Origin of the sequence: Pseudomonas salmasensis, assembly GCF_014268375.2 — a bacterium.
In the GTDB taxonomy this organism is placed as follows: domain Bacteria; phylum Pseudomonadota; class Gammaproteobacteria; order Pseudomonadales; family Pseudomonadaceae; genus Aquipseudomonas; species Aquipseudomonas salmasensis.
In genome coordinates, this window is record NZ_CP077083.1 from 3,726,282 (window position 1) to 3,741,306 (window position 15,025).

12 protein-coding genes are annotated in these 15,025 nt (G+C 62.2%); 8 read left to right on the top strand and 4 right to left on the bottom strand.

Annotated features, from left to right (window positions below):
• The first annotated feature begins 60 nt into the window (after window positions 1–60).
• The 8 genes from HU731_RS16735 (at window position 61) to HU731_RS16770 (ending at window position 10,292) form a co-directional block, all read left to right on the top strand.
• Window positions 61–933, top strand: coding sequence for a TauD/TfdA dioxygenase family protein (locus tag HU731_RS16735; protein WP_186607928.1), 873 nt, complete (start codon window positions 61–63; stop codon window positions 931–933).
• A 60-nt stretch (window positions 934–993) separates the two neighbouring features.
• Complete coding sequence (locus HU731_RS16740; protein ID WP_186607929.1) at window positions 994–1,914, top strand: LysR family transcriptional regulator; 921 nt, start codon at window positions 994–996, stop codon at window positions 1,912–1,914.
• A gap of 249 nt (window positions 1,915–2,163) precedes the next feature.
• Complete coding sequence (locus tag HU731_RS16745; protein ID WP_186607930.1) at window positions 2,164–3,699, top strand: MFS transporter; 1,536 nt, start codon at window positions 2,164–2,166, stop codon at window positions 3,697–3,699.
• A gap of 15 nt (window positions 3,700–3,714) precedes the next feature.
• The gene (locus tag HU731_RS16750; protein ID WP_186607931.1) at window positions 3,715–4,773 is read left to right on the top strand and encodes an HlyD family secretion protein; all 1,059 of its coding nucleotides are present in this window, start codon (window positions 3,715–3,717) and stop codon (window positions 4,771–4,773) included.
• Window positions 4,770–6,215: an efflux transporter outer membrane subunit gene (locus HU731_RS16755; RefSeq protein ID WP_186607932.1), complete on the top strand. Its 1,446-nt coding sequence runs from the start codon at window positions 4,770–4,772 to the stop codon at window positions 6,213–6,215. The genes HU731_RS16750 and HU731_RS16755 overlap by 4 nt, the downstream gene beginning before the upstream one ends.
• A gap of 74 nt (window positions 6,216–6,289) precedes the next feature.
• Entirely contained in the window at window positions 6,290–6,799 is a 510-nt protein-coding gene (locus HU731_RS16760; protein WP_019819531.1) for a sigma-70 family RNA polymerase sigma factor, read from the top strand.
• On the top strand, window positions 6,796–7,746 hold the full coding sequence (locus tag HU731_RS16765; protein ID WP_186607933.1) for a FecR domain-containing protein: 951 nt from the start codon (window positions 6,796–6,798) through the stop codon (window positions 7,744–7,746). The genes HU731_RS16760 and HU731_RS16765 overlap by 4 nt, the downstream gene beginning before the upstream one ends.
• 92 nt (window positions 7,747–7,838) lie before the next feature.
• Window positions 7,839–10,292 (top strand): TonB-dependent siderophore receptor, encoded by a 2,454-nt coding sequence (locus tag HU731_RS16770; protein WP_186607934.1) that lies wholly within the window; start codon window positions 7,839–7,841, stop codon window positions 10,290–10,292.
• A gap of 58 nt (window positions 10,293–10,350) precedes the next feature.
• Here HU731_RS16770 and HU731_RS16775 read toward each other — a convergent pair whose 3' ends face one another.
• From HU731_RS16775 to HU731_RS16790, 4 genes are all read right to left on the bottom strand, one after another.
• The gene (locus HU731_RS16775; protein ID WP_186607935.1) at window positions 10,351–11,571 is read right to left on the bottom strand and encodes a type II toxin-antitoxin system HipA family toxin; all 1,221 of its coding nucleotides are present in this window, start codon (window positions 11,569–11,571) and stop codon (window positions 10,351–10,353) included.
• Complete coding sequence (locus HU731_RS16780) at window positions 11,549–11,908, bottom strand: helix-turn-helix domain-containing protein (protein ID WP_186607936.1); 360 nt, start codon at window positions 11,906–11,908, stop codon at window positions 11,549–11,551. Before HU731_RS16780 ends, HU731_RS16775 begins: the two co-directional genes overlap by 23 nt.
• A 207-nt stretch (window positions 11,909–12,115) precedes the next feature.
• Window positions 12,116–12,820 carry a DUF3142 domain-containing protein gene (locus HU731_RS16785; protein WP_186607937.1) on the bottom strand — a complete coding sequence of 235 codons (705 nt, stop codon included), beginning with the start codon at window positions 12,818–12,820 and terminating at the stop codon, window positions 12,116–12,118.
• Window positions 12,817–14,979, bottom strand: coding sequence for a PA5441 family protein (locus HU731_RS16790; protein WP_186607938.1), 2,163 nt, complete (start codon window positions 14,977–14,979; stop codon window positions 12,817–12,819). Before HU731_RS16790 ends, HU731_RS16785 begins: the two co-directional genes overlap by 4 nt.
• Window positions 14,980–15,025 lie beyond the last annotated feature (46 nt).

Here is a 15,025-nt window from a genome sequence, read left to right on the forward strand (position 1 = left end):
ATTTAAAATCCAGTTGTTATACCTATAAATTCACTCCCTTGTCCGCCGGGAATGAATCCAATGTCTGCCACCACCGCCCCCCAAACCTTCGACATCCACCCCTTCCCCGGCAGTGTCGGCGCCGAGATCATCGGCCTCGACTTATCCCGCCCAGTCAACGACCACGACTTCGCCCGCATCCACCGTGCGCACCTGGACCACCACGTCATCGTGTTCCGCGACCAACGCATCACCCCCGAACAACAGATCGCCTTCAGCCGCCGTTTCGGTGTGTTGCAGATCCATGTGCTCAAACAGTTCCTGTTGGCCAACCACCCTGAAATCCTGATCGTCTCCAACATCATCGAGAACGGCCAATCCATCGGCCTGGGGGATGCGGGCAAGTTCTGGCATTCGGACCTGTCATACAAAGAGCTGCCCAGCCTGGGCTCGATGCTGCATGCCCAGGAACTGCCCTCTGAAGGCGGCGACACCCTGTTCGCCGACATGCATAAAGCCTGGGAGCAACTGCCAGGCCACCTGCGCAACGCCGTCAAAGGCCGTAGCGCCGCGCACTCCTACACCGCGCGCTATAGCGAAACCAAATTCGAAGGCAACTGGCGCCCAACCCTCACCCCGGAACAGCTCGCCCAGGTTGCCGAAGTGGTGCACCCCATTGTGCGCACCCACCCGGAAAACGGCCGCAAGGCGCTGTTCGTCAGCGAGGGTTTCACCACCCGTATCGTCGGCCTGCCCGATGACGAAAGCCGTGACCTGCTGGGCCAGCTCTATGCCCACAGCGTGCTGCCGGAAAACATCTACCGCCATCAGTGGCAACCCCACGACCTGGTGTTCTGGGACAACCGCTCGCTGATCCACCTGGCCGCCGGTTGCCCAAGCCACCTGCGGCGCAAATTGTTCCGCACCACCATTCAGGGTGATGCGCCTTTCTAACCCGATAAAGCCTGCTAGGATTGCGCCCAGTTCACTCCCAACGAACCACGAGTGCTTGGCATGCAACTACCGGACATGAACCTGCTGGTCGCCCTCGACGCGTTGCTCGACGAGGGCAGTGTGGTGGGCGCCGCACGGCGGATGAATCTGAGCCCGGCCGCCATGAGCCGCACCCTCACGCGTATTCGCGAAGCGGTCGGTGACCCGATCCTGGTGCGCGCCGGCCGTGGCCTGGTGCCGACGCCCAAGGCGCTGGAGCTGCAAGGCCAGGTGCGCAATGTGGTGGAGCAGGCTGCGTTGTTGTTCCGTTCGGCGGACCAGGTTGATTTGAGCACCTTGCGCCGCCGCTTCAGCGTGCGCGCCAATGACTTTTTCATCGGCGTGTATGGCGGGCGGCTGTTCGACACCATGGAGCGCATGGCGCCGCTGTGCGAGCTGCGCTTCGTGCCCGAAGGCGACACTGACGATGAAGCCCTGCGCGAAGGACGGTTGGACTTGCGGGTGAGCAACACCATGCCTGCCAGCCCGGAAGTGAAGGTGCAGAACCTGTTCTCCACCACCTTTGTCGGGCTGGCACGACAAGACCACCCGCTGTTCGACGAAGAAATCACGGCGGTACGTTTTGCCAGCTACTCCCACATCAGCATCTCCCGGCGCGGCATCGCCCGTGGGCCCATCGACACCGCGTTGAATGCCCAAGGCCTGGAGCGCCGTGTGGCCATGATCGCCCCAGGCTTTCACGGTGCGATGTTCATGCTGCCCGATTCCGACCTGCTGCTGCCGGTACCCAAGGAAGCCCTCCTGAGCGCCAAGCGTCTGAACCTGCCACTGCGCGCGTTCGCCTTGCCGATCTCACTGCCAACCCTGGTCCTGGCGCAATCCTGGCACCCACGCTTCGACAAAGACCCGGCGCACAAATGGCTGCGTGAAACCATGCGCGAAAGCTGTCATGCCACCTGGCTGGAAGCGCAGCCCACCTGAAATCTGTAGGAGCGAGCTTGCTCGCGAAAAACGTCAACGATAACGCGTGCTTCCTGGATAAATGCGGCGCCTATGGGTTTTTCGCGAGCAAGCTCGCTCCTACAAGGGGACAAGCCCTTTCCATAATTTTGAGCCTTGAGCTGTTATGAATTGCGTCTGACGCACTTATAACCTGCCAACAAGTAACTTTTTGTCATGAGAGTGCCTGATTAAACTGCTCGGGTATTTCTCATTCCGAGTTACCTGTTCATGACGTCCCTCGCTGCCCCCGCTATCCAGGCCGCAGCCAAACCTACGGCCCTGAGCCCACCCGTGTTCGGCCCGCGCATTATCATCGGCTTGCTCGGCGTGTTGCTGGCGGTGCTGGTCTCTGGCCTCAACGAGATGGTCACCAAGGTCGCCCTCGCCGATATCCGCGGTGCGCTGTACATCGGCTTTGATGAAGGCACGTGGTTGGTCGCCGCCTACACCGCCACGTCCGTGGCGGCCATGGCCTTCGCGCCGTGGTGTTCGGTGACGTTTTCCCTGCGTCGCTTCACCCTGTGCGCTATCGGCCTGTTCACCGTGCTGGGCATCCTCTGCCCGTTTGCGCCGAACTACGAAAGCCTGTTGCTGCTGCGCACCGTGCAAGGCCTGGCCGGTGGCGCGCTGCCGCCGATGCTGATGACCGTGGCGCTGCGTTTCTTGCCAGCCAACGTCAAGTTGTACGGCTTGGCCGGTTACGCACTCACCGCCACCTTCGGCCCCAGCCTGGGCACGCCGCTGGCGGCGTTGTGGACTGAATACGTCGGCTGGCAGTGGGCGTTCTGGCAGATCGTCGCGCCATGCCTGCTGGCCATGGCGGCCGTGGCCTACGGCTTGCCACAAGACCCGTTGCGCCTGGAGCGCTTCAAGCAGTTCAACTGGCGTGGTTTGCTGTTGGGCTTCCCGGCGTTCTGCATGCTGGTGATCGGCCTGCTGCAAGGCAATCGCCTGGACTGGTTCGAGTCGGGTCTGATTACCTTCCTGCTGAGTGGCGGCACGCTGTTGCTGGTGCTGTTCATGCTCAACGAATGGTCGCAGCCGCTGCCCTTCTTCAATTTGCAGATGCTCGGCCTGCGCAACCTGGCGTTTGCTCTGATCGTGCTGGCCGGCGTGCTGATGGTGCTGACCTCGGTGATCATCATCCCGTCCAGCTTCCTCGCCCAGGTCCAGGGCTACCGGCCGCTGCAGACCGCACCGGTGATGCTGCTGATGGCGTTGCCGCAGTTGATCGCGCTGCCGCTGGTGGCGGCGCTGTGCAACCTGCGCTGGGTCGATTGCCGCTGGGTGCTGGGCATTGGCCTGAGTATGTTGGTGCTGTGCTGCCTCGGCAGTTCACACCTGACCTCGGCGTGGATTCGCGACGACTTTTATGGCTGGTACCTGCTGCAGATTTTCGGCCAGCCGATGGCCGTGTTGCCGCTGCTGATGCTGTCCACCGGCAGTATCCAGCCTATCGAAGGGCCGTTCGCCTCGGCCTGGTTCAACACCGTCAAGGGCCTGGCTGCTGTGATCGCCACTGCGGTGCTGGATACATTGACCACCCAGCGCGGGCATTTCCATTCAACCATGTTGGTGGACCGCCTGGGCAATTCGCCCCTTGCCGACGCTGATGCGCCGGGCCTCGCCCACCGCTTGCACGAGCAGACCGTGGTGCTGACCTCTTCGGATCTTTACGTCGTCATGGCCGGTGTCGCGGTGGCGTTGATCCTGCTGATTTTCTGGATGCCCACGCGGATCTATCCGCCTCGCGCTCCGGCCTGACCACAAGGACTTTCCATGAAACGCAAAGACAAAATTGCCGTCTCCGTTATCGCCGTATTTGCCGTCGGTGTGCTGGTTTACCTGGTTGCGCCGGGCGTACTGGGCAGCAAGCACCAGACCACCAACGACGCCTTCGTCGCGGCGGATTTCACCCTGGTCGCTCCCCGCGTTGCAGGCTTCATCAAGGAGGTGCTGGTAGAAGACAACCAGCGTGTCAAAGCCGGGCAACTGCTGGCGTTGATCGACGACCGCGATTTTCGCGCCGCCGCCCAGGCCGCCGATGCCGACACCCTGGTCGCCCAGGCCGAGCTGAAAAACGCCAGCGCGACCCTGGAGCGCCAAAGCTCGGTGATCGCCCAGGCCCAGGCCACCGTCGCAGCAGATCGCGCCGAAGTGGCGTTTGCCGAACACGAACTGAACCGCTACAACCACCTCGCCGGCGTCGGTGCGGGCACCGTGCAGAACGCCCAGCAAGCCAAGACGCGCATCGACCAGGCCACTGCGCGCCTGGCTAAATCCACCGCCGTGCTGGCCGCCGAACGCAAGCAGGTGGAGATCCTCACCGCCCAGCGTGACGCCGCCGGAGGTGGGCTAAAACGCGCCCAGGCGGCGCTGGAAATGGCCAGTTATCAGCTGTCTTACACGCGCATTGTCGCACCGGTAGATGGCATGGTCGGTGAGCGTGCGGTGCGGGTCGGCGCTTACGTGACACCGGGTAGCAAGATCCTTGCGGTGGTGCCGCTTTCTGAAGCCTATGTGGTGGCCAATTTCCAGGAGACCCAACTGTCGCATATGCACGCGGGGCAAGCGGTGCAAGTCAGCGTCGACAGCCTTGACGGCGAACTGCTCAAAGGCCACCTGGAAAGCCTGGCACCGGCCACTGGTGTGACCTTCGCCTCGGTCAAACCCGACAACGCCACCGGCAACTTCACCAAGGTGGTGCAGCGTATTCCAGTGAAGATCGTGCTTGAGCCGAACCAGCCACTGACCGAGCGCCTGCGCGTGGGCATGTCGGTAGAAGCCAGCGTCGATACCCGCCCCGTCGAGCAGCAGCGTGAGGTGGCCCAGCAATGAGACACCTCGCCTGGCTCACCCTGAGCCTTATCAGCCTGAGCGCCTGCACGGTCGGCCCGGATTTCCAACGGCCCGATGCCTCGCGCGTCGGCCAGTGGAGCGAACCCCAGGGCCGCCAGGCCGCCAGCCATGCCGTCAGCGATCCCTTGCAGGAGCGCTGGTGGGACGTGTTCCACGATGAGCAGCTCTCGGCCCTTACGCGTCGCGCCCTCAGCGATAACCTCGACCTGAAACTGGCCAGCAGCCGCCTGCAACAAAGCCGCGCCATCCGCCAGGTGACCACGGCTGAACGCTACCCCAACGTCGATGCCGGCGGCGCCTACCAGCGCAAGCGCAACAGCGGAAAAGGCTTGAACGACCCCTCCGGCGAGAACGGCCGCTCGGCCTTCAACCAATGGGACATGGGCTTCTCGGCCTCTTGGGAGTTGGACTTCTGGGGCCGGGTCAAGCGCGAGACCGAGGCCGCCGACGCCACGTTGGAAGTTGCCGAAAATGACCGCCGCGCCGTGTTGTTATCGGTGTTGGCCGAGACCGCCCAGGACTACATCCAACTGCGCGGCGTCCAAAACACCCGTGCCGTCACCGAGCAAAACCTCGACGTTGCGCGCCACAGCCTCAAGCTCTCGCAATTGCGGTTGGCCGACGGCGTGGCCACCGACCTGGATGTGGCCGAAGCCGCCGCCCAGGTCGCGGCTATCGAAGCGCGCCTGCCGGATCTACAGCAGCGCCAGGACCAGTTGATCAACGCCCTGAGCCTGCTGATGGGCGAGCCGCCTCAGGCCTTGCACGCGCAGTTGTCCAAAGACGCCCCTGTGCCGCAAACCCAACGCCAGGTCGCGATCGGCCTGCCATCGGAACTCGCCGAGCGCCGCCCCGACATCCGCCAGGCTGAAGCCCGCCTGCACGCCGCCACGGCCAGCATCGGCGTGGCCAAGGGCGACTTTTACCCACGCATCACCCTGTCCGGCAGCCTGGGCTCCCAAGCCATGCAACTCTCGGATTTCGGCTCCTGGGGTTCCCGTGCCTTTGCCTTCGGCCCACAGTTGAGCCTGCCGCTGTTCAACGGCGGACGCCTGCAAGGCATGGTGGATCTACGGGAAGCCCAGCAACAGGAAGCGGCCCTGGCCTACCAGCAAACCGTGCTGCGTGCCTGGCATGAAATCGACGACCAACTGACCCGCTACAACGCCAGCCAACTGCGCCGCGACAGCCTGGCTGAAGCCGTGCGCCAGAATCAAATTGCGCTCACCACCGCCCAACACCAGTACGTCGAAGGCGTGGCGGATTTCGTCAACGTACTCACCGTGCAGAGTGCGTTGTTGGCGACTCAGGAACAGTGGGTGGAGAGCTCCACCGGCGTGTCATTGGCCATGGTCGGGCTGTACAAAGCGCTGGGAGGAGGGTGGGAGTCGGTGTACCCGTTGCAGACCGCTGGGCGCTGAGCGAGAAAGAGTTTTTGTCAGTCGCCAAATAAGATGTAATGATAATTGCTCTCAATAACACTTCTGAGCTTTTCATGGGCATCGCGACTGACGGCCAGCAACAGCTTCACATCCTGTACCGCGACCATCACGGCTGGCTGCAAGGCTGGTTGCGCAAGCGCCTGGGCGACCGCGAACAGGCCGCCGATGTGGCGCAGGACACCTTCCTGCGCCTGCTGGTGGCCGGGCGCTTCCCGGGTGACAAGGAAAGCCGCAGCTACTTGGCGCAGATCGCCCGCAACCTGGTGATCGATCAATGGCGCCGCCTGCGCATCGAGCGTGCGTACCTGGAAAGCATCGCGCACCTGCCCGAGCCCGAGTCGCCGTCCCTGGAAACCCGCGCGCTGATCCTCGAAACCCTGATGCAGATCGACGCCATGCTCGATCGCATGCCCGACAATGTGCGCCGTGCGTTTTTGCTGTCGCAGTTCGAAGGCTTGAGCTATGCGCAAATCGCCGAGCGCCTGGGCGTCACCGTCAGCTCGGTGCAAAAGTACATGACCCGGGCCATCGTCGCCTGCTACCAGGTGGTGTACGAAGAATGAAACACGACGCGCCCATCGCCCCCGCGATTGTCGAGCAAGCCAGCGTGTGGTTGATGCTGCAATGGGGCGGCGAACTCAAGGGCGAGCAGCGCCAGGCGTTTGCCCGCTGGCAGGCCGCTGACCCGGAGCATCGTCGCGCCTGGCAGCGCTTGCAGCAGCTGCAACACACCCTGGGCGGCGTACCTGCCGACAGCGCTCGCGCAGTATTGCGCGACACCCCGGACACCCAGCGCCGTGCCGCGCTCAAACTGCTCGGCCTGTTGTTGGTGGCCGGTGGCAGCGGCTACCTGGTGCAACGCAGCGAACCCTGGCAAGCGGCCTTTGCAGAGCTGCATACCGCCACGGGCGAAATTCGCCATATGACCTTGAGCGACGGCACGCAACTGGACCTCAACAGTGACAGCGCTGTAGACCTGCGTTTCAGCGCTACCGAACGACGTATTCGGCTGATCCGAGGCGAGGTCTTGCTGACCAGCGGCCACGACGCCTCGCGCCCGCTGATCGTCGAAACGCCAGCCGGTGATGTGCAGGCGTTGGGCACGCGCTTTGCGGTGCGTGAACTGCCCGACGGCAGCCGCGTGGATCTGTACGAAGGTCGCCTGCGGGTCACGCCGTTGCAGGGCACGCCGGTGCATATGCAGGCAGGGGACAGCCTGTGGTTCAACGCACGCCAAAGCACCGCGTTGCCAGCGGTGAGTGCCAATGCCAGCAGTTGGACCGAGCACCGTCTGGTTGCCGAGCGCCAGCCGTTGGGTGAGTTCGTGGCGCAGCTGAGTCGCTACCGTCCGGGCCTGTTGCGCTGTGATCAGGCGGTGTCGAACCTGCTGTTGACCGGCGTGTTCCCGCTGAACGACACCGACGCGATCCTGGCCGCCTTGGAGCGTTCATTGCCCGTGCACGTGCAGGCGGTGACCCGTTATTGGGTAACGATCAAGGCGCGGGTCTGAAAATACTTTGTACAGGGCTTGTCGGTTTCTGCGGCCCGTTCGGGATACCTCTTGAAAGCCAATCAAGAAGCGTTCTCACGGGGAGTCCTGCCATGTCGCACCACCCAATCCAACCCTTGGCCCGCGCGCTGCGTCGTGGCCTGTTTGCCGGCCTGCTGGCAACGGCGCCGGTACTGCCGAGCATGGTTCAAGCCGAAGAAAGCACTGAAGCGCTGCGCAGCTATGACATTCCCGCGGGCAGCCTCGACCAGGCGTTGAACCGTTTCGCCAGTGCCTCAGGCATCTTGCTGTCGGTTGACGCTTCGCTCACCGACGGCAAGCGCAGCGCCGGCTTGAAAGGGCGTTACGGCGTAGGTTCGGGGTTGCAGCGCTTGTTGGCGGGCAGCGGTTTGGCGGCGGTGCAATCCCAGGGCGGTTGGTCGTTGCAGGCCCTTTCCGGCGACGCAGCCTTGCAGTTGGGCGCGACCCAGATCAGCGGCCGGCAAGAGCAGGAAAGCGCCTGGGGCCCGGTGGATGGCATTGTCGCCAAGCGCAGCGCCTCGGGCAGCAAGACCGACTCGGCGCTGGTGGAAATCCCCCAGACCATCAACGTGATCACCGCCGCCGAGATCAAGGCACGCGGCGCCCAGAGTGTCACCCAGGCGCTGCTCTATACCCCCGGCATGACGGCCGGCGGCTTCGCCGACCGGGTCAAGTTATTCGACGAGCCGACTTCACGCGGGTTCTCGCCTACGCCGTTGTACCTGGATGGCCTGCACCTGCCTTATGGCGGCGGCAGCACAGGCGGCGCGTTGCAGATCGAACCGTATTCCCTGGAGCGCATCGAAGTGCTCAAGGGCCCGGCGTCCGTGCTTTACGGCCAGAACCAGCCGGGCGGTATCGTCAATATGGTCAGCAAGCGCCCCAGCGAAACGCCGATACACCAAGTGGTGCTGGAAGCCGGCACCTACGAACACAAAAGCGCGGCCATCGACCTGAGCGGCCCGCTGGACGAGGAGGGGCAGTTTCTCTACCGCCTGACCGGCCTGGCAAATGACGCGCAAGACGAAATCAACTACGTCGAAAACAAGCGCCAGTTCATTGCCCCCAGCCTCACCTGGCGCCCCAACGACGACACCAGCCTGACCCTGTTCGCCCAGTACCAGAAAGATAAAGGCGTGCCTGAAGCCCAAGGCCTGCCGGCGTCCGGCACGCTGTGGGACAACCCCAACGGCAAGATCAAGCGCGATGTTTTTATCGGCGAGCCGGGCGTCAACCAGTACAACCGTGAGCAATACGTGCTTGGCTATGAGGTTTCCCATCGCCTCAACGACATCTGGACCCTCAAGCAAAACGCCCGTTACGCCGAGGTCGACGACCGCTACACCGCGCCATTGCACGGCTACCGCTTCGTCGCCAACCCCAACACCGGCGTGCAGGACCAGCGCTACCTGCAACGCTTCGGCGTGGACTGGTCGCAGACCAACAAAGTGTTCGGCGTGGACAGCATCGCCCAGGCCGAATTCGACACGGGCGCACTGTCCCACACCTTCATCGTTGGCCTGGACTACTACCATTCCAACTCGCAGTTCCACGGCCTGTACGACCGCAACCCGCCGATCATCGACCTGTTCAAACCGGTGTACGGCCAGCCCCTGAACTTCGGCCAGCCGTACCGCTGGGACCGCACCATCACCCAGACCGGCCTTTACCTGCAGGACCAGATCAAGCTGGATAAATGGGTGCTGGTACTCGGTGGCCGCTACGACTGGGCGAATGTGGTGAACAAGGAGCCGATACAGGACACCCGCTTTGCCAGCAAAGACCAGGCATTCACCGGCCGTGCGGGCCTGGTGTACCTGTTCGATAACGGCGTGTCGCCCTTCGTCAGCTATTCGGAATCCTTCCTACCGCTGGCCGGCACCGACGCGAACCGAAAACCCTTCGAACCGTCCACCGGCAAACAGTACGAAGTCGGCGTGAAGTTCCAGCCACCGGGCCAGAAGAGCTTCATCCAGGCCTCTGTGTACCAACTGGACCAGGAAAACGTGCTGACCACCAACCCGGTAGACACCACCTTCAGCACCCAAAGCGGCGCCCTGCGCTCGCGAGGTGTTGAACTGGAAGCCAAGGCCGTCTTGAGCGATGCCTGGGACGTGGTCGCCTCGGCTGCGCGCAATGACGTCAAATACACCAAGGACAACGATGGCCGCCAAGGTCGCCACCCGGCCGGCATCTCCCCACTCACCGCCTCGATGTGGGTCAACTACACCGTGCTCGGCGACACGCCCTTGGCAGGGTTGGGCGCGGGCCTGGGCGTGCGTTATGCCCGTCAAAGCCTGGGCGACGACTACGAAGGCGCTTTTAATGTGCCGTCCTACAGCGTCTACGATGCGAGCTTGAGCTACGACCTGGGCGCCTCGCCGCTCAAGCTCAAGGGCGTGAAGCTGGCGATGAACGTGCAGAATCTCAGCAACAAGACCTACGTCTCGCAGTGCACCAGTGATCTGGATTGCTACTACGGGGAAGGACGCACGGTAGTGTCGAGCCTGACGTACGATTGGTAATTAAGTACGTGTTATCTGCTGCGGCGCGCACCCTTCAAGGGTGCGCTCTGTTGCCGCTCTACACGAGGTCCGCTGCAAATCGTGTACACACATTGGAAAGCATGCGCACCTCGGCACCGCTGCAGCCTGCCGCTTCGAAAAAACCGGAGGCTTCTCGCACGACGGCATACATATCCGTGACGATGGACCTTGCTTCATCGACCCCCAACCCAAAGCGTTCAGGCGTACTCAGCAAATTACTGACAGACGATACTCGGCCTTCATTGCCGATGATCAGCGCCTGCAAGCCTAGTTGGGTAGGGTGGGGCAACACGTCAAATACTGGCGCAAGGGAATAGCCCGAGGCGCTGGTCAGCAGCAGCCCGGTTTGTTTCAGGTGGTCGTCGCTATTGCCGATGAGCACATTGAAAGCCATACGCTTGTAAAGCTCACGCATATCCAACGTTGCATCATCGCTGACCTTCTTCAAAACGTCGGCGATTCTGGAATATGAAACGGCACCGTCAGCCGCATCAACCCGCATTCTTGGCTTCTCCGTGCTTACCAAAGAGTTGCAGCTGACATAGTGCTCGCGGCCAGCGCCTTTATGTCGGTCAAAACGCTCGACCATCAACACCGGTTTGCCGGCGACCTCTACCAACTTGTGCCCGGCTGCGGGTAGACCTGCTGCATCCGCCATTTGAAGGCTGGCGAATTCCGCCCGTGGCTGGTCGAACACATCGTCGCTACGGCCGAGTTTAGCAATCCATTCCTTGCCTTCATGGGTCACGGTGACCTTCGGCCTGGCGCCGCCCATGGAACTGCCGAACTCAAATAGCCGTGCGATTTCCGCGGGCAGGTCGACGTCACCCTTCTCGACTCGATCAAGGCCCAGCATGATTTTCTCAAGGTCTTCAAATTGCGGGGGCTGGTGCAGGGTTGGCAGCTGACTTCGTGACGCACTGAACAGCAGGCAACCCACTCCTGCTCCCCGCGAGGCAAGTAGCCATTCAACTTCGTTTTGTGGATGCTGTTTGTGGGTCGCCAGCAGCACACGCCGGCCCCAATTGTCGGGCGTTGCATCGTCGAGCACACCAAACATGCGCGTCGAGGAATACTGGTTAGGGGTCAGTGGCAAACTCAGCGGGTCAATCGCAAATGCGTCGGGCCGCGCGAGCCAACTGTTGGCGTAGCGAAAAACGAATCCATTCCCACGCATGGCCACTTCGCCAACAGGGACCGGGTCACCGACGCAGCGAGCTGAAAAAACAAAGGCATTACCAATCGGCTTCCAGGACATCGGGTTCTCCTTCAGTACGAATTCGCTCAGGCTCACGGGCGAGGCTCATGGTAATCCCAACCTGGTCAAGCTCTGGTGACGCGATGCTCGCCATACCTTCTTCCAGGTCCATCGCGCTCAGCACGTTCATCAGCACGCCGAGGGATACGCCGGCCTCGCCCTTCCTGAGCCGCTGATACGTCTGCCGTGTAATGCCCGCCCGGCTGCATAGGGTGGAGATTTTCAACCGACGACGAATGCGGGCTATTTCGATACCGTTGCCGATACCTCTCATCAGTTCAGCGCTTCTCTCTGAGATGTACCCTTTGTGGGGGTAGGGCTTCGCTGTCTCTTGCATGATATATCACTCGTTAAAGCAGTAAAGGTAACTTATATCATCCAAAACTCTAGAGCTACCTGCAAAAAACCGGCTCGATCCCTAATGGCTTTTTGTAGGAGCGAGCTTGCTCGCGAAAAACTCACAGGCGCCGCGTTCAATCAGGAAACACGCGTTATCGTTGACGTTTTTCGCGAGCAAGCTCGCTCCTACAGGTGTTAGCAAACTTCAAAGATTCTGCAAAAACACCACATACCCCCGAAACCACTCATTGCCCCGCAGATAACCCGGCTCTTGCCACTCTCCGCCCTGAATCAAGCCAATCTTGAACGGTACGCCCAGCCGATTCATCCGCGGCAAATACGCGGCGTAATCGGGGATGCTGTGACGGCCCTGATAGGTCTGCACCACCACCTCATCCACCACGCCCTTGAGCTGGGCGATGGCGGCCGGGTCGGCGTTGCTGCTCCAGTCCATCAGGCCGGTGATGCTCAGGCGCAGGTCGGCGGGCAGGCGTTGGCGCAGGTCGCGCAGGAAGTCGGCGTATTCATGCAGGTATTGGGTGCGGGCGTCGAAGTCGATCTGGATACCGATCACCGGGTTGCCGGCGTCACGCCAGCGTTGCACCTGGCCCAGCACCTGGGTGTAGACCCGTTCCGGCCAGCGCAGGGTGTGGGCGCGGTACACCACCCAGACGTGGCCTTGAGTAATGCGCGGCACGCTCATGCCCTGGGCGATCAGTTGTACGCCGCGCTGGGGCGCGCGGCGGGTGGCGTTGATCTGGCCCTGCAGGATGTACAGGGTTTGAGCCTGCTTGATCACCGGCTGAGGCGTGACGCCGCTCCACAGCCAGAAGGCGTCGTAGTCGCCCGCGTTAACGGCGCCAAAAGCCGGGCTTGCCAGCAACAGCAAGCCTAGCCACAGCGGCTTCACCAGTAGTACTGCAGCGATTTGCCCCACTGGGTATCGGCAAAACCGCTCTTGAGTTGGCGGAACCAGGCTTTGCGCACTGCCGGCGCAACGTCTTCGCCACCGCAGCTGTTGTAGCCGGCCGGCGCGTAGCAGTTGATGGCGCGGAACAGCGCATAAGCCTTGTCGGTTTTCGGCGCCTTGGCGTTGGCGATCACCTGTTTGTAGCCGTCCAGGCGCGAGAAGGTTTCCCCCTTGAAGTCCGAGGCAGTACTGCCCAGGCTGCCGGCGGCGCGGGGTTGTTCCAGGGGCATGCCGTCCAGGCCGTTGCGCAGGATGAACTCACCGAAGCAGTTCAAGGCGTGCGGGTTTTTGGCCTCGTCCTGCAAGGTCGCGGCGGTTTGCGCGATGCTTGGGCAGGCGTAGCCTGATTCGGCCTTGTCGCCGTTCCACTGGAACAGCTTCAAAGTCTGGCCGCTGGTATAGGTGTAGCCCAGGCTGGTGCCGAGTTTGTCGTCAGAGAGCGAGGCCTGCTTGAGGTCATCGGCGAAGGTGGCGTATTGGCCGCGCAGCAGGTCTTTGTAGAGCAGCACAAATTGCGCACTCTGGCGCTCAATCGGGTCGCTGGCGTTGGCGATCTGCTGGCGCAGCAGGTCGGGGCCGGCGACGTTGCGCAGCAGGATGTAGCGCACTTGCTTGGCGCTGATCGGCGAGTCGGCGGCGAACACCTTGGCCAATTGGCCGCTGCGCTCGTAATTCATGGCCAGGGCCAGTTCCAGTTGGTCGCGTTGCAGCGGTTGCTTGGCCAATGGCAGCAGTTGCAGCCACAGGGCTTCGGCGGCCTTCCAGTCTTGCTTGGCTTCCAGGGCCAGGGCGCGCAGGGTCTGTTGGCTGAAGGCGAAGTAATCCAGGCTCGACGGCACATCCGCCGGCAGGTGCTTCAAGGCCGCGTCGGGTTGGTGTTCGACGTACAGGGCGTAGCTGGCTTGCAGGAAGTCAAACAGCGCTGGCTCATTGGCGAAGGTACCCTTTTGCTTATCCAGGTCTTCGCGGCTCAACAGCGGCGGGGTGTGGGCGCGCATCGCCATCAGGTCGCTGACCACTTGCAGCATCGGGCTGTTCGCCGCTTTGTTGCCGACCATCAGCAACTTGAGGTCGGCCTCTTCCACCAGTTCGTCCACGCTCACATTGCGCTGGGCCTCAGTGGCCTCGGTGAACTGCCAAGTGAAGTCTTCGGCAAGCTTGGCGTCGTCGTTCGCCAGCCAGTGCACACGGCGCAACAGGCCACGGGCCGACGCAACGTAATCGCCCTGTGGATAATGTTTCAGGTAACTGAGAAAACCTTCTTCGGCATCGCTCAAGGCCGACTTATCCACATGCTCGCGTTGCGGCATGCCGTATTCGTCGAAGGCTTCGGCCTGGGCCTGATTCAGCGACGTACGCGCAGTCATGTACAGCGCCGTTTCCTTCAGCCATGGCACATCGCTGGTGGAGGCAGCGGCGAACCCGCGCTCGGCGTAATCGAAACGCCCGCTGTAGAAATCGCCGGCGGCCTGCAAATAGGTACGAAACAACTGAGCATTGGCCGACGGGGTCAGCTGCGCGTCCACCACCTGGCGGCTCCAGTCACAGGTGGTCAGCAACTGCAGGCGTGCTTTGACCAACACATCGCGCTCGGCGGGCGGCATCTGGGCGTTGATCACCTGGCTGATAAACGCCGTGGCGCTGTCATCGTCATTGCTGCGGCAACGGCTGCCTTCGCCATTCAGGAAGGCCTGGCCTGCGGTCTTGTACTCCTCGCGCTTGATACCCAGGGGCTGGAGCAAAGTGTCGAGTTCGGCTGTGCGTGAATCGTCAGCCTTGTTATCCGGCTCCTCAGCCGTGGCCGGAACCGGCACCAGGCGATACACCGGAAACGGCACCGGGCCGAAGCCTTGGGCCAAATCGTCTTCGCCCAAGGCATTGGGGGCCAGGGGCGCGGCTTTTTTGTCGGCCAGCAACAGGCGCAGGTTCACCCGGCTGTCGTTGCCAGGGCTGAGAAACGGCTGGTTGCTGCACGGCTCGTAGCTGTCACGCGATACCCGCCAATCGGGGTAGCACGAGTCGTCAGAACTGGCCTGGGCCGGTAGGGAAAAACCGGCCAGCAGTGCCAGGGCCAGAGGTGACAGCAAACCGATACGCATAACGTTTCCTTGATCCTGAGTCCTTGGAGAAGGGGCAATAATAGCC

Coding starts and splice junctions, on each gene's coding strand:
- HU731_RS16735 (WP_186607928.1), top strand. CDS start 61: ATGTCTGCCACCACCGCCCCCCAAACCTTCGACATCCACCCCTTCCCC.
- HU731_RS16740 (WP_186607929.1), top strand. CDS start 994: ATGCAACTACCGGACATGAACCTGCTGGTCGCCCTCGACGCGTTGCTC.
- HU731_RS16745 (WP_186607930.1), top strand. CDS start 2,164: ATGACGTCCCTCGCTGCCCCCGCTATCCAGGCCGCAGCCAAACCTACG.
- HU731_RS16750 (WP_186607931.1), top strand. CDS start 3,715: ATGAAACGCAAAGACAAAATTGCCGTCTCCGTTATCGCCGTATTTGCC.
- HU731_RS16755 (WP_186607932.1), top strand. CDS start 4,770: ATGAGACACCTCGCCTGGCTCACCCTGAGCCTTATCAGCCTGAGCGCC.
- HU731_RS16760 (WP_019819531.1), top strand. CDS start 6,290: ATGGGCATCGCGACTGACGGCCAGCAACAGCTTCACATCCTGTACCGC.
- HU731_RS16765 (WP_186607933.1), top strand. CDS start 6,796: ATGAAACACGACGCGCCCATCGCCCCCGCGATTGTCGAGCAAGCCAGC.
- HU731_RS16770 (WP_186607934.1), top strand. CDS start 7,839: ATGTCGCACCACCCAATCCAACCCTTGGCCCGCGCGCTGCGTCGTGGC.
- HU731_RS16775 (WP_186607935.1), bottom strand. CDS start 11,571: ATGTCCTGGAAGCCGATTGGTAATGCCTTTGTTTTTTCAGCTCGCTGC.
- HU731_RS16780 (WP_186607936.1), bottom strand. CDS start 11,908: ATGCAAGAGACAGCGAAGCCCTACCCCCACAAAGGGTACATCTCAGAG.
- HU731_RS16790 (WP_186607938.1), bottom strand. CDS start 14,979: ATGCGTATCGGTTTGCTGTCACCTCTGGCCCTGGCACTGCTGGCCGGT.